Annotated in this window: 24 protein-coding genes; 10 read left to right on the forward strand and 14 right to left on the reverse strand. The window is 71.4% G+C overall.

Annotated features, from left to right (window positions below; genetic code table 11):
- Positions 1–22: 22 nt before the first annotated feature.
- The 3 genes from rpmA to FHX82_RS14045 form a co-directional block, all read right to left on the reverse strand.
- A complete protein-coding gene (rpmA, locus tag FHX82_RS14035; protein ID WP_145939027.1) occupies positions 23–280 on the reverse strand; it encodes a 50S ribosomal protein L27 in 258 nt (85 codons plus the stop codon).
- A 15-nt stretch (positions 281–295) separates the two neighbouring features.
- Positions 296–610, reverse strand: a complete 315-nt coding sequence (gene rplU / locus FHX82_RS14040) for a 50S ribosomal protein L21 (RefSeq protein WP_145939026.1) — start codon at positions 608–610, stop codon at positions 296–298.
- Positions 611–764: 154 nt separating this feature from the next.
- A complete protein-coding gene (locus FHX82_RS14045; protein ID WP_145939025.1) occupies positions 765–4,001 on the reverse strand; it encodes an Rne/Rng family ribonuclease in 3,237 nt (1,078 codons plus the stop codon).
- A 485-nt stretch (positions 4,002–4,486) separates the two neighbouring features.
- On the opposite strand from FHX82_RS14045, the gene FHX82_RS14050 reads away from it, so the two are divergent.
- On the forward strand, positions 4,487–5,845 hold the full coding sequence (locus FHX82_RS14050; protein ID WP_221216015.1) for a S8 family peptidase: 1,359 nt from the start codon (positions 4,487–4,489) through the stop codon (positions 5,843–5,845).
- Here FHX82_RS14050 and FHX82_RS14055 read toward each other — a convergent pair.
- The 6 genes from FHX82_RS14055 to FHX82_RS14080 all read right to left on the reverse strand — a co-directional run bounded on the left by FHX82_RS14055 (position 5,823) and on the right by FHX82_RS14080 (position 11,530).
- On the reverse strand, positions 5,823–6,644 hold the full coding sequence (locus FHX82_RS14055; protein ID WP_145939024.1) for an ABC transporter permease: 822 nt from the start codon (positions 6,642–6,644) through the stop codon (positions 5,823–5,825). The two genes, FHX82_RS14050 and FHX82_RS14055, sit on opposite strands and share 23 nt — an antisense overlap.
- 297 nt (positions 6,645–6,941) lie before the next feature.
- Complete coding sequence (locus FHX82_RS14060) at positions 6,942–7,742, reverse strand: ABC transporter permease (RefSeq protein WP_145938510.1); 801 nt, start codon at positions 7,740–7,742, stop codon at positions 6,942–6,944.
- A 1-nt stretch (position 7,743) separates the two neighbouring features.
- A complete protein-coding gene (locus tag FHX82_RS14065) occupies positions 7,744–8,655 on the reverse strand; it encodes an ABC transporter ATP-binding protein (RefSeq protein ID WP_145938513.1) in 912 nt (303 codons plus the stop codon).
- A 60-nt stretch (positions 8,656–8,715) separates the two neighbouring features.
- Complete coding sequence (locus FHX82_RS14070) at positions 8,716–9,474, reverse strand: IclR family transcriptional regulator (protein ID WP_145938509.1); 759 nt, start codon at positions 9,472–9,474, stop codon at positions 8,716–8,718.
- Between the two features lie 59 nt (positions 9,475–9,533).
- Positions 9,534–9,944, reverse strand: a complete 411-nt coding sequence (gene ndk, locus FHX82_RS14075; protein ID WP_145938508.1) for a nucleoside-diphosphate kinase — start codon at positions 9,942–9,944, stop codon at positions 9,534–9,536.
- A 53-nt stretch (positions 9,945–9,997) separates the two neighbouring features.
- Complete coding sequence (locus tag FHX82_RS14080; protein ID WP_145938507.1) at positions 9,998–11,530, reverse strand: alkaline phosphatase D family protein; 1,533 nt, start codon at positions 11,528–11,530, stop codon at positions 9,998–10,000.
- 122 nt (positions 11,531–11,652) lie between these two features.
- On the opposite strand from FHX82_RS14080, the gene FHX82_RS14085 reads away from it, so the two are divergent.
- Entirely contained in the window at positions 11,653–12,216 is a 564-nt protein-coding gene (locus FHX82_RS14085) for a TetR/AcrR family transcriptional regulator (RefSeq protein WP_145938506.1), read from the forward strand.
- Here the strand turns inward: FHX82_RS14085 and FHX82_RS14090 are convergent.
- Positions 12,211–12,570 carry a DUF4233 domain-containing protein gene (locus FHX82_RS14090; protein WP_145938512.1) on the reverse strand — a complete coding sequence of 120 codons (360 nt, stop codon included), beginning with the start codon at positions 12,568–12,570 and terminating at the stop codon, positions 12,211–12,213. The genes FHX82_RS14085 and FHX82_RS14090 overlap by 6 nt on opposite strands.
- Before the next feature lie 29 nt (positions 12,571–12,599).
- Positions 12,600–14,054, reverse strand: a complete 1,455-nt coding sequence (folC, locus tag FHX82_RS14095) for a bifunctional tetrahydrofolate synthase/dihydrofolate synthase (protein WP_229880887.1) — start codon at positions 14,052–14,054, stop codon at positions 12,600–12,602.
- 42 nt (positions 14,055–14,096) lie between these two features.
- On the opposite strand from folC, the gene FHX82_RS14100 reads away from it, so the two are divergent.
- Entirely contained in the window at positions 14,097–14,720 is a 624-nt protein-coding gene (locus tag FHX82_RS14100) for a class I SAM-dependent methyltransferase (protein ID WP_145938504.1), read from the forward strand.
- On the opposite strand, the gene FHX82_RS14105 is transcribed toward FHX82_RS14100, so the two are convergent.
- Entirely contained in the window at positions 14,683–15,261 is a 579-nt protein-coding gene (locus FHX82_RS14105) for a TetR/AcrR family transcriptional regulator (protein ID WP_145938503.1), read from the reverse strand. The two genes, FHX82_RS14100 and FHX82_RS14105, sit on opposite strands and share 38 nt — an antisense overlap.
- A 63-nt stretch (positions 15,262–15,324) precedes the next feature.
- On the opposite strand from FHX82_RS14105, the gene FHX82_RS14110 reads away from it, so the two are divergent.
- The 7 genes from FHX82_RS14110 to FHX82_RS14140 all read left to right on the forward strand — a co-directional run bounded on the left by FHX82_RS14110 (position 15,325) and on the right by FHX82_RS14140 (position 24,056).
- A complete protein-coding gene (locus tag FHX82_RS14110; RefSeq protein ID WP_145938502.1) occupies positions 15,325–16,182 on the forward strand; it encodes an oxidoreductase in 858 nt (285 codons plus the stop codon).
- Between the two features lie 10 nt (positions 16,183–16,192).
- Complete coding sequence (locus FHX82_RS14115) at positions 16,193–17,359, forward strand: acyl-CoA dehydrogenase family protein (protein WP_145938501.1); 1,167 nt, start codon at positions 16,193–16,195, stop codon at positions 17,357–17,359.
- 61 nt (positions 17,360–17,420) lie between these two features.
- The gene (locus FHX82_RS14120) at positions 17,421–18,287 is read left to right on the forward strand and encodes an SGNH/GDSL hydrolase family protein (RefSeq protein ID WP_145938500.1); all 867 of its coding nucleotides are present in this window, start codon (positions 17,421–17,423) and stop codon (positions 18,285–18,287) included.
- 423 nt (positions 18,288–18,710) lie between these two features.
- The gene (locus tag FHX82_RS14125; protein WP_145938499.1) at positions 18,711–19,673 is read left to right on the forward strand and encodes a hypothetical protein; all 963 of its coding nucleotides are present in this window, start codon (positions 18,711–18,713) and stop codon (positions 19,671–19,673) included.
- Between the two features lie 37 nt (positions 19,674–19,710).
- Entirely contained in the window at positions 19,711–20,145 is a 435-nt protein-coding gene (locus tag FHX82_RS14130) for a MarR family winged helix-turn-helix transcriptional regulator (RefSeq protein WP_145938498.1), read from the forward strand.
- A gap of 265 nt (positions 20,146–20,410) precedes the next feature.
- On the forward strand, positions 20,411–21,742 hold the full coding sequence (locus tag FHX82_RS14135; RefSeq protein WP_229880946.1) for an MFS transporter: 1,332 nt from the start codon (positions 20,411–20,413) through the stop codon (positions 21,740–21,742).
- 4 nt (positions 21,743–21,746) lie between these two features.
- On the forward strand, positions 21,747–24,056 hold the full coding sequence (locus tag FHX82_RS14140) for an FdhF/YdeP family oxidoreductase (RefSeq protein ID WP_145938496.1): 2,310 nt from the start codon (positions 21,747–21,749) through the stop codon (positions 24,054–24,056).
- Here the strand turns inward: FHX82_RS14140 and FHX82_RS14145 are convergent.
- Entirely contained in the window at positions 24,046–24,804 is a 759-nt protein-coding gene (locus tag FHX82_RS14145) for an SDR family NAD(P)-dependent oxidoreductase (protein ID WP_145938495.1), read from the reverse strand. The genes FHX82_RS14140 and FHX82_RS14145 overlap by 11 nt on opposite strands.
- The gene (locus FHX82_RS14150) at positions 24,801–25,220 is read right to left on the reverse strand and encodes a VOC family protein (protein ID WP_145938494.1); all 420 of its coding nucleotides are present in this window, start codon (positions 25,218–25,220) and stop codon (positions 24,801–24,803) included. Before FHX82_RS14150 ends, FHX82_RS14145 begins: the two co-directional genes overlap by 4 nt.
- Between the last annotated feature and the right edge of the window lie 37 nt (positions 25,221–25,257).

The following is a 25,257-nucleotide window of genomic DNA, read 5'->3' on the forward strand; positions in this document are numbered from 1 at the left end:
GGTGCTGTGCGTCTCGCGGGCCTCAGGCCTCGGTCGGGACGATGTTGACGGTCTTGCGGCCACGCTTCGCGCCGAACTCGACCGCACCGGCGGCGAGCGCGAACAGCGTGTCGTCACCGCCACGGCCGACGTTCACGCCGGGGTGGAACTTGGTGCCCCGCTGGCGGACGATGATCTCGCCCGCCTTGACGACCTGGCCGCCGAAGCGCTTGACGCCGAGGTACTGCGGGTTGGAGTCACGACCGTTGCGGGAGCTGGAAGCACCCTTCTTGTGTGCCATGCCTGCTCAGCTCCTTTACTTGCTGATTCCGGTGACCTCGACGCGGGTCAGCTTCTGCCGGTGACCCTGGCGCTTGTGGTAGCCGGTCTTGTTCTTGAACTTGTGGATCCGGATCTTCGGACCCTTGGTCTGCTCGACGACCCTGCCGGTGACCGAGACCTTCGCCAACGCGTCGGCGTCCGTAGTGACCTCGCCGCCGTCGACGTACAACACGGCGGGGAAGGTGTGCTCGGTGCCCGGCTCGCCCTCGAGCTTCTCGACCTCGACGACGTCGCCGACGGCCACCTTGTACTGCTTGCCGCCGGTCTTGACGATCGCGTACGCCGACACGGAAGTCTCCTGCTTACTCGACAATGGGTGAGGGCTTGCGACACGGCCCGCTCGGGCGGCCCGCTGATCGCGCCATGGCCCGCACGGGGGCGGACCGTTGTCTAGATTACGTGGCCCCCCGGTGCTGGCGTGCACCGGGGGGCGTTTTTCCCGCTCAGCTCTGGTCCGAGGCGTGCACCGGCGGACCGGCCGGGCGCGAGGCCGCGCGGCGGGGGCGCCGGCGAGCGGTGCGCACGGCCGGGGTCGGCACGTCCACCTCGGGTTCGGCCTGCTCGGTGGGCTCGGCTGCGGCGGCCTCCGGCTCCGTCGGCCGGCTCTCCGGCACGGATGCCGTGGCGGGCTCGGGCGAGCCTGCGTGCTCCGTGGTCGATCCGGGCTGGCCGGTCGCCTCGGTGGAGGCGGTGGGCTCGGTGGTGGCCGCGGTGCCGGTGGACGGCGCCTCGGTGGCTGCCGGGTCACCGGTCACTCCGGTGGACGACGTTGCTTCGGCGGACGTGGCGGCCGAGTCAGCGGTGGTCCCGGTGGGCTCGGCAATGCCTGCGTTGCCCGTGGCTCCGGCGGACGACGACGCCTGGGTGGTGCCCGCGTCACCGGTGGCTTCGGCGGAGGGGGCGGCGGCTGCGTCTTCCGCGGGGGATCCGGCGGCATCCGCGGAGGCGGGAGCGGTCGAGGTAGCGGTCTCCGTCGCGCCATGGGCCGGAGCCTCGGTGGCGTCCGCAGTGGAGGCCGTGACCGAGCCGGTGGGCTCGTCACTCGACGGGGTCTCGTCGAGCGGGGCGACCGGGTCCTGGGCCAGCGTGGGCTCCTGGGCGGTGTCCTCCGGGGTCTCCGGGGCTTCGGCGGCCGGTTCCGGTTCCACCTCCGGCGCCTCGGCGCGGTGGCGGCCGTTCAGAGCGGCCGAAACGACCTGCTCCGCGGTCTCCTCCGCGGCCTTCTCGGCCTCGCCCTCCGGCTTGCCCGACGAAGCGAGCTTCGCCGCGTGGGCCATCGCCTGAACGGCCGACACCACGGACTCCCGCCGCTCCGGCTGGGCCTTCTGCTCGGTGCGCTCGGCGGCCGGCTGCTGCTCCTCCGGCTTGCCCCGGCCCCGCGACCGGCGCGAGCCGCCGTGCTGGTGGCCGTTGCCGTTCGAGCCGTTGTTGCCGCCACCGGAGCGCTGCAGGTCGGTCGTGACGATGACGCCGCGGCCCTTGCAGTGCTCACACGTGGTGGAGAACGCCTCGATCAGGCCGGTGCCGACCTTCTTCCGGGTCATCTGCACCAGCCCCAGCGACGTCACCTCCGCCACCTGGTGCCGGGTCCGGTCGCGGCCGAGGCACTCGGTCAGCCGCCGCAGCACCAGCTCCCGGTTGGACTCCAGCACCATGTCGATGAAGTCGATCACGATGATGCCGCCGATGTCGCGCAGCCGCAGCTGGCGGACGATCTCCTCGGCGGACTCGAGGTTGTTGCGGGTCACCGTCTCTTCGAGGTTTCCACCCGATCCGGTGAACTTGCCGGTGTTGACGTCGATCACCGTCATCGCCTCGGTGCGGTCGATGACCAGGTACCCGCCCGAGGGCAGCCACACCTTGCGGTCCAGCGCCTTCATGATCTGCTCGTCGATCCGGTACTCGCTGAACACGTCACCCGTGCCGACGTACCGCTTGAGCCGCCCGGCCAGGTCGGGCGCGACGTGGTTGACGTAGGCGTTGATGGTCTCCCATGCCGTGTCACCCTGGACCTCCAGCTTCGCGAAGTCCTCGGTGAACAGGTCACGGACCACCTTGACCAGCAGGTCCGGCTCCTCGTAGAGCATGGTCGGCCCGGCGGACTTCTTGCCGCCCGACGCCGCGTCCGCCTTCTCCTTGATGACCTCCCACTGGGCCTTCAGGCGGCGGACGTCACGCTCCAGCTCCTCCTCGCTGATGCCCTCCGAGGCGGTGCGGATGATCACGCCCGCGTCCTCGGGAACGATGCGCTTGAGGATGTCCTTGAGCCGGCGGCGCTCGTTCTCCGGCAGCTTGCGCGAGATGCCCGTGGCCCCGCCCGCCGGGACGTACACCAGGAACCGGCCGGGCAGCGAGATCTGCGTGGTCAGCCGGGCACCCTTGTGGCCCACCGGGTCCTTGGTGACCTGCACCAGCACGTTGTCGCCGGTGGACAGCGCCTGCTCGATCTTGCGGGACTTGCCCTCCAGGCCGGCGGCGTCCCAGTCGACCTCACCGGCGTAGAGCACCGCGTTGCGGCCGCGGCCGATGTCGACGAACGCCGCCTCCATCGATGGCAGCACGTTCTGCACGCGGCCCAGGTACACGTTGCCGACGATCGACCCGCTGCCCTGCGACGTCACGAAGTGCTCGACCAGCACGCCGTCCTCGAGCACGCCGATCTGCGTGTGGTCGCCGCGCTCGGCCACGACCATCGTGCGCTCGACGGCCTCGCGACGCGCCAGGAACTCGGCCTCGGACAGGATCGGCACACGGCGGCGGCCCGCCTCGCGGCCGTCGCGGCGGCGCTGGCGCTTGGCCTCCAGCCGCGTCGAACCGCGGACGCTGCGGACGCCGTCGCCCTTCTCCTTGCCCTCCTTGGCGGGCTGCTTGTCCGCCTCGGGCTTGCTTTCGCGGACGTGCACGACGGTGTTCGGCGGGTCGTCACCCGTGGTGGGCTCGCCGTTGTCGTCGTCCGACACCTTGCGGCGGCGGCGACGGCGACGCCTGCGGCTGGTGCTCTCCGACTCGTCGGAGTCCTCGTCGTCGCTGTCGGCGTCCGCGTCGGGCTTCGCCTCTTCGGACCTGGCCTCCTCGGCCTGCTCCGGCTGGTCGGAGTTCTCGTCCTCGCCGGCGTTGTCCTCGCCGCCCTTGCCGCGCCCGCGGCCGCGACGGCCCCGGCGGCGGCGACGGCGACTGGCGGCCTCGTCGCTGTCCTCGTCCCTGTCCTGCTCCGGCGCCTCGGCCTGCTCCTCCTCGGCCGGCTCCTCCTGCTGCTTCGCAGGCTGGGACGGCCGGGTCACGGGGGCCTCCGGCGGCAGGAACACCGGGGACGGCGCCGCGAACACCGGGACGTGCGCCCGCGGGCGCACCGGCTCCGGCTCCTCGGCGACCGCCACCTCGGGAGGCGCCGCCTCGACGGGAGCGGGTTCGGCAGGGCCGGGTTCGGCCGCGCTCTGCTCGGCCGGGTCGGCCGCGAAGGCCTCGGCCACCCGGATCGCCACGTCCTTCGGCACGCTCGACTGCGCGCTACGGGCTGTCTCGCCCAGTTCGGTCAGCTTCGCCAGCACGTCCCGGCTGTTGGAGCCGAGCAGCCTCGCCAGTGCGTGCACTCGCACCCGGGCGGGCAGCTCGCCCAGCGGGCCGATGGGTGTGGCGGTGTCCCCGCCGGTGTTGTCGGCGGGTGTGTCCGCGTTCGTCATCTGTCTCCTCCGCCCCCGGGCGCGTCTGCCAGCTGGTCGCTGGAAGGACGCGGCCGCGCAGGGGCCACCTTCCTGTCCTGTTCCGCCGCGGTGGTCACCGCCGACGGGAATCCTGTGCCTCTCCAAGCTCCGACGGCACGCCGGAGGTCCGGCAGCCGCCGAAGGCAGGTCTGCTCGATCACGTGCCGGGGAGAACCGGCGGCTTCCCGCTCCGCCTCCACGTTCGTCCAGCCACCCCATCAGGTGGCGACGACCTGGCGCTCTTCCCGCACGTCACCGGGCCATCGGCGCCGGTTCGCACCGCGGTTGACGGGCGTCCCGGCTCGGCGGCCACCCCGAGTATCCCACACCGGGGCGCCACAGCCGCGCGCTTCCCTTCTCAGAGCGGCGTGCCCGCCCGGCCGGGCGAACTTGCCCGTTCCGCTTGTCGCCGGTCCGGCGGTGTCCTAGCGTCGCCTGATACCGCAGGTCCGGTGGAGGTTCGGTTGTCCGGGTTGGGACGGTCACTCGTGCTCGGCACGTGCGCCGTGCTGCTGGCCGCGACGCCGCTTCCGGCCGCGTTCGCCGACCAGTCCGGTCCCGGCTGCCCCGGCTCCGGCCGGTCGCTGCGCTACCTGGTGGTCTTCGACCGCGGCACACCCGAGGACGCAGCGAGGGGCCAGGTCGGCGCGGCGTGCGGCGCGACGAAGGTCTACTACCCGCAGATCAGCGTCGGCGTGGCCACCTCGGTGGCGCCGGACTTCGCCGCCCGGCTCGGGCCCGGTCGCGCGTTCAGCGCGCAGCAGGTGCGGCAGGACGACGCGAAGCGGCGCGCGCTGCCCGCGGTCTCGGAGGCGCCGGAGCGCGACCGCAGCGGCGAGCAATGGGACCTGGCCGCGGTCGGCGCGCCGCGGCCCGGTAGCCCGGATGTGGTGGTGGGCGTGCTCGACTCGGGGATCGATCCGGCGCAGCCCGACCTCGCGCGGGCCCTCGACCGCGCCTCGTCGGCGGGTTGCCTGACCGGCGCGCCGGACACCTCCCCCGGGGCGTGGGAACCGACCACGTCCGTGCACGGCACGCACGTGGCGGGCATCGTCGCCGCCGCGGACGACGGCAAGGGCACCACCGGCGTCGCGCCCGGGGTGCGGGTGGCGTCGGTGAAGGTGCTCGACGACCGCGGTTACGTGGATCCCGAGGCCGCCGTGTGCGGGCTGATGTGGGCGGCGGCCCAGCGGTTGCGGGTGGTCAACGCAAGTTTCTCGGTGGATCCGTGGGGCGTGTCGTGCGTGCGGCGGCCCGGGTTCGCCGTGGTGCGGGAGGCGGTGGCGCGGGCGCTGGACTACGCGACGAGCCAGGGCACGCTCACGGTCGCGGCCGCGACGAACGACGCGGTGAACCTCTCCCCCTCGCGCCCGGGCGTGTCGCCCTCGGGATGCGAAGAGCTGCCTGCCGGATTGCGCAACGCCGTGACGGTGTCAGCCGTGGGCCGCGACGGGGTGAAGGCGGGCTACAGCTCCTACGGCTTGGGCGTGGTGGACCTCACCGCGCCCGGCGGGGACCGCGGGGACTGCGTGCTTTCGACTGTGCCGGGCGGGTACACGTCGTTGTGCGGGACGTCGATGGCCGCGCCGCACGCCGCCGGGGTGGCCGCGCTCGTCGCGTCGGCGCACCCGGACTTCGGGCCGCGCCAGCTGCGGTCCGCGCTGTTCCGGGGCGCCCGGCCCGTGTCCTGCCCCGACGACTACGACCTCACCGGCGACGGGCACCAGGAAGCCTTCTGCACGGGGTACACCGGCTACAACGGCTTCTACGGGCACGGTGAGGTGGACGCGGCCGGAGCGCTCACCGCAGCAGCAGGCGGGTGAGCCGCCGCGACGCGCCCCAGACGCCGAGGACCGCGAGCGCGACCAGGTACGCAAGATGGCCCAGCATGCCGACGTCGAGCACGCCGATCGAGAGCTTCCGCATCAGCTCGACGCCGTGGTACAGCGGGAAGCACTGCACCAGGACCTGAAGCGCGGGCGGGTACACGCTCAGCGGGTAGAACGTGGTGGAGAACAGGAACATCGGCATCACGGCCAGCTGGACGAAGTCGAACTGCGACGGCGAACGCAGGAACGTCGCACACGTCATGCCGATGGCGGCGAAGGCGAACGCGACCAGCAGCGCGACCGGGACCAGCAGCACCGCCCACGGTGAGGCGACCAGGCCCATCGCGAGCATGACGCCGAAGAACGCCACGGCGTAGATCCCGCCGCGCAGGACCGCCCACGAGATCTCGCCGACCGCGATGTCGAGCGGGCCGATGGGGGTGGCGAGCATCGCCTCGTACGTCTTGGCGTAGCGGAACTTGAAGAAGACGTTGAACGTGCTGTCGAGGACCGCGCCGTTCATCGCCGACGACGCGAGCAGCGCCGGCGCGACGAAGGCGACGTAGCTCATCGGGCGCCCGTCCGGGCCGGTGACCTCGCTGACGAGCTTGCCGAAGCCGATCTGGAAGGCCACCAGGTAGAACAGCGGCTCGAACACGCCCGAGACGAAGACGAGCCACATGCGGGAGTAGGCGAGGACCGAGCGCTCGACAAGCTTGCTCGCGCGCCCGGCGTACAGGCCCGGCGGCAGGATGCGCAGCAGGACGCCGGAGCGCTGGTCGAGCGTGGTCATGTCGGGTCACCGATCCGGGGTCGTGGGGGCGGCTGGCGGTGGGGCCGGGCATGAGCGGCGGTTCCGGACGAGGTGCGGGGGGTGGCGAGCGGGGAGGCTGGGATGCGGGGCGCGAACCGGAATCGCAGGCACGACTCAGGCCGAAGGCAGTCGCGGACGGCGTGCCAGGCACTGCCCGGCGGGGAGGCTGGGATGCGGGGCGCGAACCGGAATCGCAGGCACGACTCGGCCGGAAGGCGGTGGCACCCTGCACGGCCGCTCCGACGCGGGACCAGCCGGGCGTGGGCGACCGGCATCTCACACCACCAGCCTGCGGTAGAAGGACCTGCGGGCGAAGTACGCGCCGACCGCGAACAGGGCCAGCAGGAACGCCACGTGGCCGAGCATCTCCCACCCCGGGACGCCGCCGAGGGTCGCGCCCCGGGCCAGCTGGTTTCCGTGCCACAGCGGGGAAATCCACGCCAGCCAGCGCAGCGCGAGCGGGATCTGCCCGATCGGGAAGAACGTGCCCGCGAACAGGGTCATCGGCATCACCACGAACCGGAACAGGGCGTTGAACCGCACGCCCTCGTCGTAGGTGCTCGCGGCGAACGCCGTGACCGGCGCGGCGCACGCGAGGCCCGTGCCGACCCCCACCAGCACCACCACGACCGCGCCCGCGTTGAGCCACCCGCCGAACGGCACGGCGATCAGCGCGTACACCGCACTGGCCAGCGACAAGCGCAGCGCGACCCACAGGAAGTGACCGCCCAGCAGCTGTCCCGGGCTGATCGGCGTGGCCGTGACCGCCAAATAGTCCTTCTGCCACTTGAACCCCGACAACACCGGGTACGTCGACTCCCCCACCGCGTTCTGCATCGCCGCCGACACCAGCAGCGCGGGCGCGATGTACTGCAGGTACGGCAGACCTCCCGTCGCGGGCCCGGCCCGCACCTGCGAACCGAAGCCCAGCCCCATCGCGACCAGGAACAGCAGCGGCTGCAACCCGGACGAGTACAGATTGGACTTCCAGTATCGCCGGTACCACGCCCAGCTGCCCTCGACGCGCAACCACGCCGCGTGCCAGGAACCGACGACCCTGCCCGTGGAAACGACCATCTCAGTCCACCAGCGTCCGTCCGGTGAGGCGCAGGAACACGTCCTCCAGCGTGCTGCGCCGCACCAGGCTCGACAGCGGCCGCAACCCGCGCGCGTGCACCTGCTCCAGCGCGGCCTCACCCGTGGCCGTGTACAGCAGGATGCGGTCCGGCAACGGCTCCACGCGTTCGGCGAGATCCGCGAAGTGCTCGGGCGGAAACTCCTGCCCCGGCGGGAAACGCAGCTCCAGCACCTCCCGGGTGGAGTACCGGGAGATCAGCTGCGCCGGGGAACCCTCGGCCACGATGCGGCCGCCGTCCATGACGACGAGCCTGTCGCACAGCTGCTCCGCTTCGTCCATGTAGTGCGTGGTGACGATGAGCGTGACGCCCTGCGCCTTCAGCCGGAACAGCCTGTCCCACAACAGATGCCGCGCCTGCGGGTCGAGCCCCGTGGTCGGCTCGTCGAGCAGCAGCAGCTCCGGGTCGTTGACGAGCGACCGCGCGATGGTCAGGCGCCGCTTCATGCCGCCGGACAACGGCTCCACCTCGGCCTCGGCCCTGTCCGTCAGCTGCGCGAACTCCAGCAGCTCCACCGCCTTCCGCCGCGTCTCCGCCCGCGACAGCCCGAAGTACCGGCCGTACACCTGCAGGTTCTGCCGCACTGTCAGCTCGTTGTCCAGGTTGTCCTGCTGCGGCACCACACCCAGCCGCGCGCGGATGCGCGGGCCGTCGGTGTCCGGGTCGAGGCCCAGCACCTTCAGGTCGCCGTCCGTGCGCGGGGAGACGCTGGCGATCATGCGCATGGTGGAGGACTTGCCCGCGCCGTTGGGCCCGAGGAAGCCGAACGCCTCGCCCCGGCGCACCTCGACGTCGATCCCCCGGACAGCCTCGAACTCGCCGAAGCGCTTGGTGAGCGCCTTGGCCTGGACCATGGTCGGTGCTTCGTCCACACCGAGAACACTAGGCGGGGGCACCGACAGTTTTCGACCGTATTACCGCGAGCCCGCCAGCTCCCGCGACAACGCGAAGGCCGCGGTGCGGACCGCGGGCGCGAGGCGCTCGACGTCCAGCCGCTCCGCGCTGCCGGTGATGGAGATGGCGGCGAGCAGCTTCCGGTGCGAGTCGAACACCGGTGCCGCGACCGCCGCGACGCCGACTTCCGACTCCTCGTGGTTGACGCTGTACCCCCGCTTGGACGCGCGGTCCAGCTCGTGGCGCAGCAGGCCCGGCGCGACGATCGTGCGGGGAGTCCTGCGGGCCAGCCCGGCCTCGGCGACGCGGGAGAAATAGCCGGGCGGCCCGAGCGCCAGGAAGATCTTGCCGGTCGCCGTGCAGTGCACCGGCAGCCGCGAGCCCACGCGGGACATGATGGGCGTCGAGCGGTGGCCGGTCACCTTCTCCAGGAACAGGGTGTGCGCCCCGTGCGGCACGGCCAGGTGGATGTTCTCGTGCGTGGACTCGTACAGGTCCTGCAGGTACGGCAACGCCGCTTCACGCAGGTCGCGGCGGCGGGGCACCCGCTGGCCCAGCTCGAAGAGCTTGATGCCCAGCCGGTAGCACTGCCCCACGCGCTCCAGCCCGCCCCAGCGGACCAGCTCGCCGGCCAGGCGGTGCGCGGTGGCCTTCGGCAGCCCGGTCCGGTGCACCAGCTCGGCGAGGTTCAGCTCGGTGTCGGTGGCTTCGAACGCGTCCAGCAGCAACAACCCGCGCGCGAGCACAGAGGTGGGCAAATCGCCGACACTGGCGGTCATGGGCCGATCGTGGCCCGAACCGGCCCGGGACGCAATGGTCCCGGGCCGGGGAGATCACCTCACAGGTCGGGGAACCACAGCTTCAGCTCGCGCTCGGCCGACTCCGGGGAGTCCGAGCCGTGCACCAGGTTGAACTGGGTCTCCAGCGCGAAGTCGCCGCGCAGGGTGCCCGGGGTGGCCTTCTCGACCGGGTCGGTGCCACCGGCGAGCTGGCGGAACGCGGTGATCGCCCGCGGGCCCTCGACCGCGATCGCCACGACCGGGCCGGAGGTGATGAACTCCAGCAGCTCGCCGAAGAACGGCTTCTCCTTGTGCTCGGCGTAGTGCTCCTCGGCGATCGAACGCTCGACGGTGCGCAGTTCCAGTGCGGCCAGGCTCAGGCCCTTGCGCTCGATGCGCGAAACGACCTCGCCGACGAGGCCGCGCTTCACGCCATCGGGCTTGACCAGAACCAGCGTGCGCTCACTCACGACTCTGTTGCTCCTTTTATCAATTCTTGCGGTGCGCAGAGCTTATCGGCGGCTCAGCCACGCTCCGGGGCGAGGGTCTTCGACCACAGCGAAGTGCCCTTGCCGTCACGCAGATCGACCGTCAGCGCACCGCTGGCGCCATCGACGTTCAGCTCCCCGAAATGCTGGAAACCTCCCAGCGGCGAGGTGTTGGCGACCGGCGGGGCGTGCACGAAAACCGCCTCGGGGCCGAACGTCGGGTCGAGGGTGTTCGGCCCGAACGCGCCCGCGTGCAACGGTCCGGAAACGAATTCCCAGAACGGCGAGAAATCGGCGAACGCGGCGCGGTCCGGCGAATAGTGGTGGGCTGCCGTGTAGTGCACGTCCGCGGTCAGCCACACGACGTTCGCGACGGCGCGGATCCGGTGCAGCACCCACGCGAGTTCCGCCTCGCGGCCCGCGGGCGCGCCCGGCAGGGCGTTCGCGACGCCCTCGATGCCGCTGCCGTCCGGCACGACGAGCCCGATCGGCAGGTCGGCCTGCACGATCTTCCACGTCGCGGTGCTGCGGTTCAGCCCGTCCACCAGCCACTTCGCCTGCTTGTCGCCGAGGATGTGGCCCGGCCGGGTCTGGTCGGCGGTGTTGGCGTCCTTGTAGGTGCGCATGTCGAGCACGAAGATCTCGACGTGCCTGCCGTAGCGGAAGCTGCGGTACACGCGGCCGTCGACGGCGCGCTTCGCGTCGATCGGGTGCCACTCGTGGAACGCCTGGAAAGCGCGCTGCTTGAGCACGTCGACGCGCTTCTCGGTGTATTCGGCCAGGTCGAGGATCTCACCGGGGTACCAGTTGTTGAGCACCTCGTGGTCGTCCCACTGGACGTAACTGGCAACAGCGGCGGTGAACGCCTTGAAGTTCTCGTCGAGGCGGTTGTACGCGTGCTGGCCGCGGTACTCGTCGAGCGTCTCGGCGACCTTGGACTTCTCCGGCGTGACGACGTTGCGCCACACGCGCCCGTCGGGCAGGGTTACCGACTCCGTCAGCGGGCCGTCGGAGTACACCGTGTCGCCGCTGTGCAGGAACAGGTCCGGCCTGCGCGCGGCCATCGCGGCGAACGGGGTCATGCCGCCGATGTCCGGGTTGATCCCCCAGCCCTGGCCCACGACGTCGCCGGACCACAGGATCCGCGTGTCGCTGCGGCCGAGCGGGACGGTGCGGAACCGGCCGGTGAGCGGCTCGCTGGTGGTGCGGCCGTCGTCCGCGGTGACGCGGTAGTGCAGCTCGGTGCCCGCGGGCAGGCCGGTGACCCGCACCTTGCCGGTGCCGCCGGTGTCCGGCGTGAGCAGCGGGCCGCGGTAGGTGCGGGCGCCCCGGAACGACGGGTCGCGGGAGACCTCGACGACCAGCCGCGACGGGCGGTCGGCGCGGGTCCAGACGGTGGCGGAGTCCGCGGTCACGTCGCCGGACTGGATGCCGTGCGTGAGCACCGGCCGGTCGCGGCGGACGAGAGCAGCGGCGGAGGCCGTGGGCGCGGTCAGCGCTCCGGCGGCGAGGGCACCGGCGGTGAGAGCACCCGTTTTCAGCAGGGAACGGCGGGTCTGTTCGGTCATGTCCGGCTTTCTATCCGGCGCCGGGGGCGGGTGGGCCAACTTCCGCTGGCCGCCGGGTGAACGGCGAACTTGCTCCACGAGCAAAGCTGCGTGACCCGCAAGTTCGCTTTAGCGTGGGAACCATGGGGCTGCGGGAGAGGAAGAAGCAGGAGACCCGGCGGGCGCTGAGCGACGCCGCGCTGCACCTCGCCGTCGAGCGGGGTCTGGAGCACGTGCTCGTCGAGGACATCGCCGCGGCGGCGAACGTCTCACCCCGCACGTTCAACAACTACTTCTCCAGCAAGCAGGAGGCCATCGCGTGGCGCGCGGTGCGGCACACCACCGGCGCCGCGGACCTGCTGCGGGAACGCCCCGCGGACGAACCGCTGTGGGAGGCGGTGACGAACGCCGTGCTGGCCCAGCCCGTGGAGGCGCCCGCGGACGGGGTGCGGCGGATCCTGCGGGACCCCGCACTGCGGGGCGAGTTCCTCAAGACCTACCACGCGGCGGAGCGGGAACTGGCGGCCGCGATCGCGGAGCGCACGGGCACCGACGTGCAGCGGGACATGCGTCCCCGGCTCGTCGCGGGGGCGGTCAGCCTCGCCCAGCGGATCGCGCTCGAACACTGGCTGCACGCCGAAACGCCCGGCCGTCCCGGAGAACTCCTGCGTCAGGCCCTCACCGAGCTGCGCGAGGGCCTGTCATGACGGGGGTTGCTGCTGGCTGGGCAGCGTCCCGGCGGCCATCCGGCGGGCGACGTCGCGGCGCAGCCAGAACGCCCACAGCCAGAAGGCGAGGAACAGCAGGCCGATCACGCCGATCGCGGTGATCGAGAACAGGAACGCCACCAGCGCGAGCTGCAGCACCAGAATCACCGGCACGACCCACGGCCGCCGCACCAGACCGCAGCACACCAGCAGCAGGATCGCGATCGCGATGACCGTCCAGCCCTTGACCGTGCCGACGCCGCCGCCGAGCCGGGCGACCACCGGGAGCGCCAGGCCCACCGTGATCGCCTCGCACACGAGCGTGCCGGACATCACGCCGCGGAAGGACTTCATCGGGTCCTTCGCGGGCGGCTCGACCTCGCTCACGCGGGTTCCTTTCCGAACAGCGTCCGGGCCTCGCCCGCGGTCACGACCGAACCGGTGACCAGCACGCCGCCACCGGCCAGCGGCTCGTCCTCGATCTCCTCCACCAGCGCCACCGCGGTCTCGATGGCCGCGTCGAGCGTCGGCTCCGCGACCACCCGGTCCTCACCGAAGATCGACAGCGCCACGTCGTTCAGCTCGTCCAGGGGCATCGCGCGCTCGGAGTTGTTGCGGGTCACCACGACCTCCGACACCACCGGCTCCAGCGCTTCGAGGATGCCCCGCGCGTCCTTGTCGGCCATCACGCTCACCACAGCGGCGAGACGCCGGAACGCGAACTCCTCGCTGATCGTCGTCGCCAGCGCCCGCGCGCCGTGCGGGTTGTGGGCCGCGTCGAGCAGGACCGTCGGGGCCGCGCGGACGCGTTCGAGCCGTCCCGGCATCTCGACCTCGGCGAACGCCTCACGCACCGCGTCGATCACCAGCTGCCGGTCCTTGCCCGCGCCGAAGAACGCCTCGACCGCGGCCAGCGCGAGCACCGCGTTCTGCGCCTGGTGCACCCCGTGCAGCGGCAGGAAGATCTCGTCGTACACGCCGCCGAGGCCCTGCAGCGTGAGCATCTGACCGCCGACCGCGATCTCCCGGCGCAACACGGCGAACTCGCTGCCCGCCCGCGCCACGGTGGCGTCGACCTCGACCGTGCGCTCCAGCAGCACGCGCTGGGCCGCCGGGTCCTGCTCCGCGAGGACCGCGACGCTGCCCGGCTTGATGATCCCGGCCTTCTCCCCCGCGATCCCCGCGAGGTCGCTGCCCAGGTACTCGACGTGGTCGATGCCGACGGGCGTGATCACCGCGACCTGCCCGTCGGCGATATTCGTGGCGTCCCAGCGGCCACCCAGCCCGGTCTCCACGACCGCGATCTCCACCGGCGCGTCCGCGAACGCCGCGAACGCCATGCCGGTGAGCACCTCGAACTTGCTCATCGGCGGGCCGCCCGCGCCGTCGACCATCGCCACGTAGGGGGCGATGTCGGAGTAGATGTCGACGTACTTCGACGCCGGGATGGGCGCGCCGTCGACCGCGATCCGCTCGGTGACCAGCTGCAGGTGCGGGCTCGTGTACCGACCGACGCGCAGACCCATGCGGGTGAGCAGCGCGTCGATCATGCGGACGGTGGACCCCTTGCCGTTGGTGCCGGCGACGTGCAGCACCGGGTACGTCTTCTGGGGGTCGCCGAGCACGGTCATGAGCGCCTTGATGCGATCGAGCGAGGGCTCGATCTTCGTCTCCGGCCAGCGGGTGTTCAGCTCGGCCTCGACCTTGAGCAGCTCCTGGCGCGCCCGGCGCTCGATCTCCTCGGCGTCCTCGGGCCGGATCTCCTCGGGGTCGTCGGGCAGAGGCCCGGCCACGAAGTTGTCGCCGGTGGACAGCTCGGCTGGGTAGTCCTCTTCCACGTTGTCAAGTCTAGGGCGCCAACTTTCTGGCAGCTTGGGCCCATGCCGTTCGACCACAACCACCACTACCATCCGTTGCTGCTGCGTCAGATGCCCGCGGGCGCCCGTCGCGCGCTCGACGTCGGCTGCGGCACGGGACGGTTCGCGCGGCGGCTCGCCGGGGCGGGTCTGGAGGTGGAGGCCGTCGATCCGGACGGTGACGCCATCGCCGCGGCACGGGCGCTCGGCGGGAACATCCGTTACCGCCAGGAGGACATCACCGCGGCTGGGCTGGGGCGCTACGACCTCATCACCTGCCTGGCGTCGCTGCACCACCTGCCGTTCTCCACGGTGACGAGGCTGCGTGACGCACTGACCCCGGGCGGCGTGCTCGTGGTGCTGGGTCTGGCGAAACCCCGGTCCGCCGCGGACTTCGGCAAGTGGCTCGTGCTCGGTCCGCCGCTCAACCTGGCTGCCCGCGCGGTGGTGGCTGCCGGGGAGCGGCTCAACGGCGGTCCGGATCGGACGGTCCCGGTCCGGGTGCGGGACTGGGACATGACGATGACCGACGTGCGCCGCGAGTCGGCGCGGCTACTGCCCGGCAGCACCGTCCGGCCGCTCGTGTTCTGGCGGTACCTGCTGGTGTACGTCAACGCCGGAGGAACAGCCCCGCGGCGTCGGCGATGAGCGGACCGGTCTGCTCCGGGCGCGCCCGGCCGGAGGTGACGAGCGCGGCGATCCCCTGCAGCGTGGCGACGAGGAGCAGCCGCAGGCGTTCGAGGTCGCCGGGCGGCAGCACACCTGCCTGCTGCCCCTCGGCGATCAGCTCGCCGACCGAGGTGAACAGGCGCGCCGACGCCGCGCGGACCGCGTCGGACGGTCCGGTGTTCTTGGTCGCGAACATCAGGTCGAGCAGGGCCGCGTTCTCGGTCGCGAAGCGCACGTACCCGGTCGCCACCGCGCGCAGCCGCTTCTCGTAGTCCTCTCCGGCTTCGTCGAGCACCGCGGCCAAGGCGTCGCCCAGCCGCAGGAACCCCACTTCGGCGAGGGCGTCCAGCAGGGCCTGGCGATCGGGGAAGTGCCGTCGTGGCGCCGCGTGGCTGACCCCCGTCTGGCGCGCCAGATCCCGCAGCGAAAGCCCCTCGATGCCCTGCTCGCGCAGCGTGCGCTCGGCCTGGTCCAGCAGCGCCGCACGCAGGTGACCGTGGTGGTACGAGCGATCGGGCATGACGGCATCCTAACACTCATGTTGTCGTTGACTACTTTGTTGTCACTGACTACATTGTTGTCCATGACGACATTCCACGGGGTGACCATCCCCGACCTGACCGGCAAGACCGCGATCGTGACCGGAGCGAACGGCGGGATCGGACAGTCCACGGCTCGTGCCCTCGCCTCCGCCGGTGCGCACGTCGTGCTGGCGGTGCGGAATCCCGAAAAGGGCAAGGCGGCGAACGTTCCCGGCGAAGTGCGCGAGCTCGACCTCGCGAGCCTCGACTCCGTGCGGGCGTTCGCCGGCGGCTGGGACGGCCCGATCGACCTGCTGATCAACAACGCGGGGATCTCCTCGCCGGAGCTCGCCCGCACCGCCGACGGGTTCGAGGCGGACCTGGGAGTCAACCACCTCGGCCACTTCGCACTGACCAACCTGCTGCTGCCGCACCTCACCGGCCGCGTCGTGACCGTCTCCTCGCAGGCCGAGCGCATGGGCCGCCTCGACTTCGAGGACCTGAACTGGGAGCGCAGGCCCTTCCAGCGCTCCCGCGCCTACAACGACTCGAAGCTGGCGAACCTGCTGTTCACCGCCGAGCTCCAGCGCCGGCTGACCGCCGCGGGATCGGCCGTGCGCGCGAACGCCGCGCATCCCGGCCTGGTCAAGACGAACATCTACGACGACAGCGGCTCCGTGTGGTCGCTCGCGGTCCGGCTGCTGGGCCAGGACTCCGACCACGGCGCACTGCCGGTGCTCTATGCCGCCGTCGCCGACCTCCCCGGCAACAGCTTCGCGGGCCCCAAGCATCTCGCGCACATGCGCGGCGCCCCGCAGCTCATCGACCGCTCCGCCACCGCCCGGGACGAGGCGCTCGGCCGCCGCCTGTGGGACGTCTCCGAGCAGCTCACCGGTGTCCGCTCGCCGCTCGCGGCTTAGTGTGGGGCGTATGAGCAAACCTGACCCCCGTGACCTCCTGGGCATCCGCGACCTGCTCACCGGCGAGGAGCGCGAAATCGCCGACACCGTGCGGACCTTCGTCCGCAAGGAAGTCGCCGAGCACGCCGGCCGGTGGTTCGAGGACGCGGAGTTCCCGCGCCACCTGATCGGTGCCATCGGCGACATGGGCCTGCTGGGCATGCACCTCACCGGCTACGGCTGCGCGGGCGTGAACGCCACCTCCTACGGCCTCGCGTGCCTGGAGCTGGAGGCCGGGGACTCGGGGCTGCGCAGCTTCGTGTCCGTGCAGGGGTCGCTCGCGATGTTCCCGATCTGGAAGTACGGCTCGGAGGAGCAGAAGGAGCAGTGGCTGCCGGGCATGGCCCGCGGCGAGAAGATCGGCTGCTTCGGCCTCACCGAGCCCGACCGCGGCTCGGACCCCGGCGACATGCGCACGACGGCCCGGCGCGACGGCTCGGACTGGGTGCTCAACGGCGCGAAGATGTGGATCACCAACGGCACCCTCGCCGACATCGCCGTCGTGTGGGCGAGGGCCGAGGAGGGCATCCGCGGGTTCCTCGTGCCGACGGACACGCCCGGCTTCACCGCACGCGAGATCGAGCACAAGATGTCGCTGCGCATGTCGGCCACGGCGGAGCTGGTGCTGGAGGACGTGCGGCTGCCCGAGTCCGCCGTGCTGCCCGGCGTCAAGGGCCTGCGCGGGCCGCTGTCGTGCCTCGCCGAGGCGCGCTACGGGATCCTGTGGGGCGCGCTCGGCGCCGGGCGCGCCTGCTACGAGGCCGCGCTGGACTACGCCACCAGCCGGGAGCAGTTCGGCAAGCCCATCGGCGGTTTCCAGCTCACCCAGCAGAAGCTCGTGCAGATGGCGCTGGAGCTCAACAAGGGCCTGCTGCTGGCGCTGCACCTGGGGCGCCGCAAGGACTCCGGCGAGCTGCCGCCGGAGCTGGTGAGCTTCGGCAAGCTGAACAACGTGCGCACGGCGATCGACATCGCCCGCACGGCGCGGACGATCCTGGCGGCCAACGGGATCAGCCTGGAGTACCCGGTGATGCGGCACGCCAACAACCTCGAGTCGGTGCTGACGTACGAGGGCACGGAGGAGATCCACACGCTCGTGCTCGGCCAGCTGCTGACCGGGCAGTCCGCGTATCGCTGAGCCGGGTGGTTCCACTCCTTCGGCGGCATCGAGAAACAGTGTCGAGGGCTGACACTGAGGTATGCGCGTTCGCCGGGGCCTCATCGTGGCCGTCCTGTCCGTCTGCACCGTGCTCGTCTCCGCGTTCACCGCATCGGCGCAGACGGAGCACTACTCGCGGTACGTCGCCCTCGGTGACTCCTACACGGCGGGGCCCCTCATCCCGCTGCAACGGCTCGACCCGCTCGGGTGTCTGCGCTCCACCTCCGACTACCCCGCGCAACTGGCCCTGCGGCTGCTGGTGCCGTCGTTCACGGACGTCAGCTGCAGCGGCGCCGACACCACCGACATGACGGCGCCGCAGCAGGTGACGCTGGGCACCAACCCGCCGCAGCTGGACGCGCTGCGCGCGGACACGGACCTGGTGACGCTCGGCATCGGCGGCAACGACTACGGCGTGTTCGGCACGCTCGTCGGCACCTGCCCCGGCCTGCGCGCGAGCGACCCGACGGGCAACCCGTGCCAGCGGCAGTTCACGGTGGACGGCGTCGACACGATGAAGGCGAAGATCTCCCAGACGCAGGGGAACATCACCGCCGTGCTCACGGAGATCCACCGGCGCTCCCCGCAGGCGAAGGTGCTCGCGATCGGCTACCCGCGCATCGCCCCGCCGAGCGGCACCTGCCCGAACGTGCTGCCCTTCGCCGACGGCGACTACGCGTGGCTCAACAGCGTGGAAGAGGCGCTGAACCAGGCGGTCGCGAAGGCCGCGGCGGACAGCGGTTCGTCCTATGTGGACACCTTCGGCCCGTCGCTGGGCCACGACGCGTGCGCGGGCGCGGCGGCGTGGATCAACGGCAAGGACCTCAAGCTCACCGCCGCCCCGTACCACCCGAACTTCGCGGGGATGACGGGCCTGGCGGCGATCATCCAGGCGGCACTGGCCTGAGGCTCATTCCACGGTGACCCACGTCTCCTCGGGTTCGGCGGCGTCGATCAGGACGTTCGGCCGGAACCGGCGAACGCGGAACCCGTGGTGAGCAGGGACACCGGCAGGGCGTCGAAAGTGCCGCGGTCGAGCTTGAGCACCCGGACGCCCGCAGGAACGCCCACCGCCGGTCTCCGGGCAGCCCGTGCCAGGACACCGCGACCTCGTCGAGCGCCTGCCCGGCCATCAATTTCACGGGATACCGCGCCTCTCGGCCGCCAGTCGGGCAGCAGCATCCCGCTGTGGTCGGCGCGTTGTCAAGTCCACTGTGGACCCCGCAGCCCTCACGCCTTACATCCCGAAACGGTTGCGGATCCGCGCACGGTGTAACGAACCAACCGCCTCGCCGATCCCCGGACGTTGATCTATCCGAACGGAGTGGCAGTGGGCGAGTACGACATCGAGAACCATCCGGACCTGAAAGACCCGGACTGGCAGAAGCACGCGGTGAAGGAGGCCTGGGTCGACTACCGGCGCACCCGCCGCCGCGCGAGGCTGGGCCGGCGTCTCGCGATCACCGCGGTGGTGCTCGTCGTGCTGGGCGGCACGGGGTTCGCGGTCTACCGCTGGGGTAAGGCGACCTCGGAGCACTACACCGGAAGCGCTCCCACGGGCGGCTCCGTCCCGGCCGACGTCACCACGACCGGTCCGGCGCCGAGCGTCCTGCCCGACTTCGCCGCCGTCGACACGAGCCACCCCTTCGCCGACACGCCCGCCCAGAACTGGGCCGAGGGCATCGCGGGCCTGACGGTGCCGCCCGCGACGAAGGTCGGCGGGTTCTCCCAGGAGCAGGTCGGCGCCGCGCTGGAGCAGGTCAAGCAGGTGATCGCGGCGGCACAGTTCGACCAGGCGACGCTGGTGGGCCACAACCCGGAGAAGTACCTGACAGCGCTGGCCCCGAACGCGCGCTCCCAAATCCGGAGCCAGGCCGACCAGTTCGTCACCTACCTGGCCGACGGCTATCCCCTGCTCCCGGCCTCGCCACGGATGACGGGCGCGCTGACTCCGCGGGCCGGGAACAAGGGCGAACTCGTCGTGCACACGAGCTACGTGGTGGCGTACGCCTTCGACCCCGGCAGCCGCGACATCCAGGGCCCGGCCGAGATGGAGCCCTTCGTGCGGGTGGACGCGGACTACGTGGTGCGCCCGGGCGGGGACAAGGGCGACCGGGGCGTGTGGGTCGACCGGTCCGACCGCTACTTTTCCAACATCGCGTGCACTCCCGCCAGGCAGAACCGGATCGCCCCCGCGTTCGGCGAGCAGGACTTCGGCGGCCCTTCCCTCAGCCAGGATCCCGGGCAGTACGACCCGGCGAAACCCGCGCCCACCCAGGGGAACTGCTCCTGATTCGCACAGGCCAGACTTCACAGGCTAGACTGTGTATATGACCCGCGTTCCGAACGAGGTCGCGCGGCTCGCCGGTGCGCTGCGCGGGGTGCTCGGGCAGTTGCACCGGCGGTTGCGCCACGTGGGCAACGCCGGGGTGCTGACGCCGTCCCAGTCGGCCGTGCTCTCGCGGCTGCACCGGGACGGGCCCGCCACCCAGACCCAGCTCGCCGCGGCCGAGCACGTCCGCCAGCAGTCGATGGCGGCGACGCTCGGCGTGCTCGACGAGCTCGGCTACCTCCGGCGCACGCCTGACCCGCACGACGGCAGGCGGACGGTGATCTCACTGTCCGACCTGGGTACCCGGACGGTGCGGGGCGTGCACCAGCACCGCGAGGAGTGGCTGGCAACGGCGCTGGCGGGCTTCACGAGAGAGGAACGGGAAACCATCGACCGGGCGCTGCCCCTCCTGGAGCGCCTGGCACAGAGCTAGAGAAGTTTTTGGGCGGCGAAGCCGCTTGAGGGCACGGAACTCGCACCGCCGCGGGTTCTCAGACGTCTTCTCGCGAGGACAGCGCCGACGTGGTGAATTGGCATTCATGAGGAGGCGATCCCGGAGCGAGAAGGCGTCTGAGGTTCCGCTACCCGCACCGTGCGCAAATCGATCAACAGTGGCTTTGGGAGTGGTGAGGACGACGGCGACGCAGACGGCGACGCGAACCCCGGGACTTTTCGGCCCCAGGCTGGTCACCCCACTGGTGGCCAGCGCGGTGCTCAACCCCATCAACTCGACCCTGATCGCCGTCGCGCTGGTGCCGATCGCGCACTCGTTCGGCGCGCGCCCCGAGCAGACGGCGTGGCTGATCACGTCGCTGTACCTCGCGACGGCCGTCGGCCAGCCGGTGGTCGGGTTGTTCGTCGACCGCTTCGGCGCGCGGCGCGTGCTGCTGACCGGCGCGGTCATCGTGATGCTCGCGGGCATCGGCGGGCTGATGGCGTTCTCCCTCGGCTGGCTGATCGCCGTCCGCGCGGTGCTCGGCGTCGGGACGTGCGCCGGCTTCCCCGCCGCGATGGCGGTCCTGCGCAGAACGGCCGACGCGGCGGGCCGGGGCGTGCCGAGCCGCGTGCTGTCGGTGCTCGCGATGTCCTCGCAGACGGTCATGGTGATCGGGCCGACGCTCGGCGGCGCGCTGATCGGGCTGTTCGGCTGGCCCGCGATCTTCGCGGTCAACATCCCGCTCGCCGGGATCTCCCTGCTGCTGGCGTTGTTCTGGGTACCGAAGGACGACCGCGCGAACCTCAGCCACGAACGCATCGACGTCGCGGGCATCGTCCTGTTCTCGGCGAGCCTGCTCGTGGCGCTGCTGTTCGTGATGGAACCCGCCCTCGACGACCTGTACCTGCTGGGGGTCGCGGTGGTGCTGGCCGCCGTCTTCGTCCGCACCGAGCTGCGCACCGGGCGGCCCTTCGTCGACCTGCGGATGCTGGCGGGCAACACTCCCCTGCTGCGGACGTACCTGCGCCAGGCGCTGGCGTTCCTCATCGTGTACTCGATCATGTTCGGCTACGTGCAGTGGCTGGAGACCGCCCGTGACCTGAGCGAGGAGGGTGCGGGCGTGCTGCTGCTGCCGATGTCGGCCGTCGCGGTGCTCGCGGCCGCCGCGTCGGGCAAGCCGGACGGCATCTACGGCCGGCTGATCACCAACTCGCTCGCGCTGCTCGCCGGGTCCGCGTTGCTGCTGTTCGTCGGCACCGGCACGTGGTTCGTCGCGCTGGTCGGGCTGGCCGCGGTGTTCGGGCTGGGCCAGGGACTGACGAGTGTGACCAACCAGACAGCGCTCTACGGCCAGGCGCCCGCGGACCAGATGGGCACGGCGAGCGGCCTGTTCCGCACCGCCCAGTACCTCGGGGCGATTGGCGCATCGACGCTGATCGCGCTGTGTTTCGGCGCGCAGACCACGTCGGCGGGGCTGCACCACCTGGCGTGGGCGCTCGTCGGGATCGGCGTCGTGCTGTTCGCCGTCACCGCGTTCGACCGCGATCTTCGGGCCACCCGGTCTCGTCAAGATCTGGCCAAGAACGCAAGATGACGGTGTGACACGCAACGCACCGAGGGCCGACATCGACGAGGCCCAGCTGGAAGTCTCCAAGCCGAAGGACTGGGCCGCCGGAGTGCCCGGAGTCGCGGTTTCGCTGCTGCGCAGTGTCGAGCAGCTCGGCGCCGGCCGGACGGTCCGCGCGCTGCGGCTGCTCAACCAGCGGCAGGGCTTCGACTGCCCGGGCTGCGCGTGGCCGGAGCCGCAGCAGGCCGACGGCGAGCACCGCAAGCTCGCGGAGTTCTGCGAGAACGGCGCGAAGGCCGTCGCCGAGGAGGCCACCAAACGCCGCGTGGGCCCCGAGTTCTTCGCCGCGCACCCCGTCGCGGAGCTGGCGGACCGGACCGACTACTGGCTCGGCCAGCAGGGCCGCCTCACCCAGCCGATGGTGCTGCGCGAGGGCGGCACGCACTACGAGCCGATCGAGTGGGAAAGCGCTTTCTCACTCATCGCCGAGAAGCTGCGCGCACTGTCCACACCGGACGAAGCCGTGTTCTACACGTCGGGCCGCACCAGCAACGAGGCCGCGTTCCTGTACCAGCTGCTGGTGCGTTCCTTCGGCACCAACAACCTGCCGGACTGCAGCAACATGTGCCACGAGTCGTCGGGCGCGGCGCTCACCGAGTCCACCGGCATCGGCAAGGGTTCGGTGAGCCTGGCGGACATCCACCGCGCCGACCTGATCGTCGTGGTCGGGCAGAACCCGGGCACCAACCACCCGCGCATGTTGTCCGCGCTGGAGGAGGCGAAGGCCGGCGGTGCGAAGGTCATCGCCGTGAACCCGCTGCCGGAGGCGGGTCTGCTGCGGTTCAAGAACCCGCAGAACCCCCGTGGCGTGCTCGGCAAAGGCACCGCGCTGGCCGACGAGTTCGCGCAGATCCGCCTCGGCGGCGACCTCGCGTTGTTCCAGGCCGTGGGACACCTGCTGCTGTCGTGGGAGGAGGCCGCGCCGGGCACGGTGCTCGACCACGAGTTCATCGAAGGTTCCTCGCACGGTTTCGAGGACTACGCCAAGCACCTGCGCGAAATCGACTGGGCGGCGATGGATGCGGCGACGGGCTTGTCCCGTGAGCAGATCGTGCGCATCGCGCGGATGATCGCCGAGTCGCAGCGCACGGTGTACTGCTGGGCGATGGGCGTGACGCAGCACCGGCACGCCGTCGCGACGATCCAGGAGATCACGAACGTCGCACTGCTGCGCGGCATGATCGGCAAACCGGGCGCGGGACTGTGCCCGGTGCGCGGACACTCGAACGTGCAAGGCGACCGGACGATGGGCGTCTGGGAGAAGATGCCCGAGACGTTCCTGCGCAGCCTGGAGACGGAGTTCGGCATTCCGGTGCCGCGCAAGCACGGGTTCGATACGGTCGACGCGATCCGCGCGATGAACGACGGGCGCGGCAAGGTGTTCCTCGGCATGGGCGGCAACTTCGCCGCCGCCACACCGGATTCCGAGCTGACCGAACGCGCGCTGCGGGCGTGCGAGCTGACCGTCCACGTGTCGACGAAGCTCAACCGGTCGCACGTTGTGCCCGGAAAGACGGCGCTGATCCTGCCGACGCTCGGCCGCACGGAACGGGATGTGCAGGCGAGCGGGCATCAGTTCGTCACGGTCGAGGACTCGATGTCGTGCGTGCACGCCTCTCGTGGGCGGCTGCAGCCGGCGAGTGAGCACCTGCTGTCCGAGGTGGCCATCGTGTGCCGCCTCGCGCGGGCGTTGTTCGGCGAGGACCACGCCGTACCGTGGGCGGAGTTCGAGGGGAACTACGACCTGATCCGCGACCGGATCGCCCGCGTGGTCCCGGGTTGCGCCGACTACAACGCGCGCGCGCGGCAGCCGGACGGGTTCGTGCTCCCCCGCCCGCCGCGCGACTCGCGCGAGTTCCGCACGGGCACGGGCAAGGCGAACTTCACGGTCAGCGAGCTGGAGTTCCCACGGGTGCCCGAGGGGCGGCTGCTGTTGCAGACGCTGCGCAGCCACGACCAGTACAACACCACGATTTACGGCCTGTCGGACCGCTACCGCGGCATCGAGAACGGCCGGCGCGTGGTGCTGGTGCACGCGCAGGACCTCGCGGAGCTGGGGTTCGCGGACGGCGAGCTGGTGGACCTGGTGTCGGAGTGGGAGGACGGCGAGCGCCGCGCGGAGCGCTTCCGCCTCGTCGCGTACCCGACGGCCCGCGGCTGCGCGGCCGCGTACTTCCCCGAGGCAAACGCCTTGGTACCGCTGGGTTCCGTGGCGAAGAAGTCCAACACGCCGGTGTCGAAGGCGGTCGTGGTGCGGTTGGAGAAGCGCGTCACGTCCTGAGGTACGAGGCGCCGTTGAGGTCGAGGATCGCGCCGGACGCCCACGTCGAGCCCGGCGCGGCGAGGTACACGATGGCGTCCGCGATCTCGCCCGGCTCCGCCACGCGCCCGAAGGGGCTCTGCGCCCGCAGGGCGTCGCCGCGCTCCCCGGTCAGCCAGTCGGCGACCCGCTCGGTCGCGATGAAGCCCGGTGCCACCGAGGCGACCGAGATGCCGTGCGGCGCAAGGGACACCGCAAGCGACTGGCCCATCGCGTGCAGCGCGGCCTTCGTCGCGCCGTACGCGGGGTGGTCCGGCTCGCCGCGGAACGCGCCGCGCGAACCGACGTTCACGATGTGTCCCCGTGCGCCGCGCTCGATCATGTGCCGCGCGACGCAGAACGTCACGTCCGCGGCGCCGAGCAGGTTGACGGCCACCGAGTCGCGCCACACCTGTTGCCAGTGCTCGAAAGTAGTCTCCGCGGGCGGGTGTGCGGTAGCGGTCGTGGTGACCACGGCGGCGTTGTTCACGAGCACGTCGACGCCGCCGAGCGCCTCCTCCGCGGTGTCCGCGATGCGCTGGGGCTCGGCGGTGATGTCGCCTTGAACGAGCACGTGTCCGTTGCCCGGCAAGGATTCCAGCGTGGCTTCGGCGTCGGCGGAGTTCGAGTTGTAGTGCACGGCGACGCGTTCGCCCCGCTCGGCGAACGCCCGCGCCACTGCCCGCCCGAGGCCGGCCGCCGCACCGGTGACGAGGATTCCGCGGCTCATTTGGCGAACAACTGGGACTCGTCGCGGAAGGCCTTGAACTCCAGCGCGTTGCCCGCCGGGTCGTGCAGGAACATCGTCCACTGCTCCCCCGGCTCGCCCGCGAACCGCTGGTACGGCTCGATCACGAACCGCGTGCCCGCGGCGCGGAGCTTGTCCGCCAGCTCGTGGAAGTCCTCGACGCTCAGGATCAGCCCGAAGTGCGGCACCGGCACGTCGTGCCCGTCGACGGGGTTGCGCCCGGACTCGGGGCGTGCACCGGGGACGACGTGCGTGACCACCTGGTGGCCGTGGAAGTTCCAGTCCACCCAGGCCGTGTCCGACCGTCCCTCGGGCAGGCCGAGCACACCCCCGTAGAACTCGCGGGCGCGGGCGAGGTCGTCCACCGGAATGGCGAGGTGGAAGCCGGGGCGGGTCATCGGCTGCTCCTTCGGTTTGTTCGTATGTCCTCAGCTT

The sequence above is a fragment of the Amycolatopsis bartoniae genome (genome assembly GCF_014191255.1).
Lineage (GTDB): Bacteria > Actinomycetota > Actinomycetes > Mycobacteriales > Pseudonocardiaceae > Amycolatopsis_E > Amycolatopsis_E bartoniae.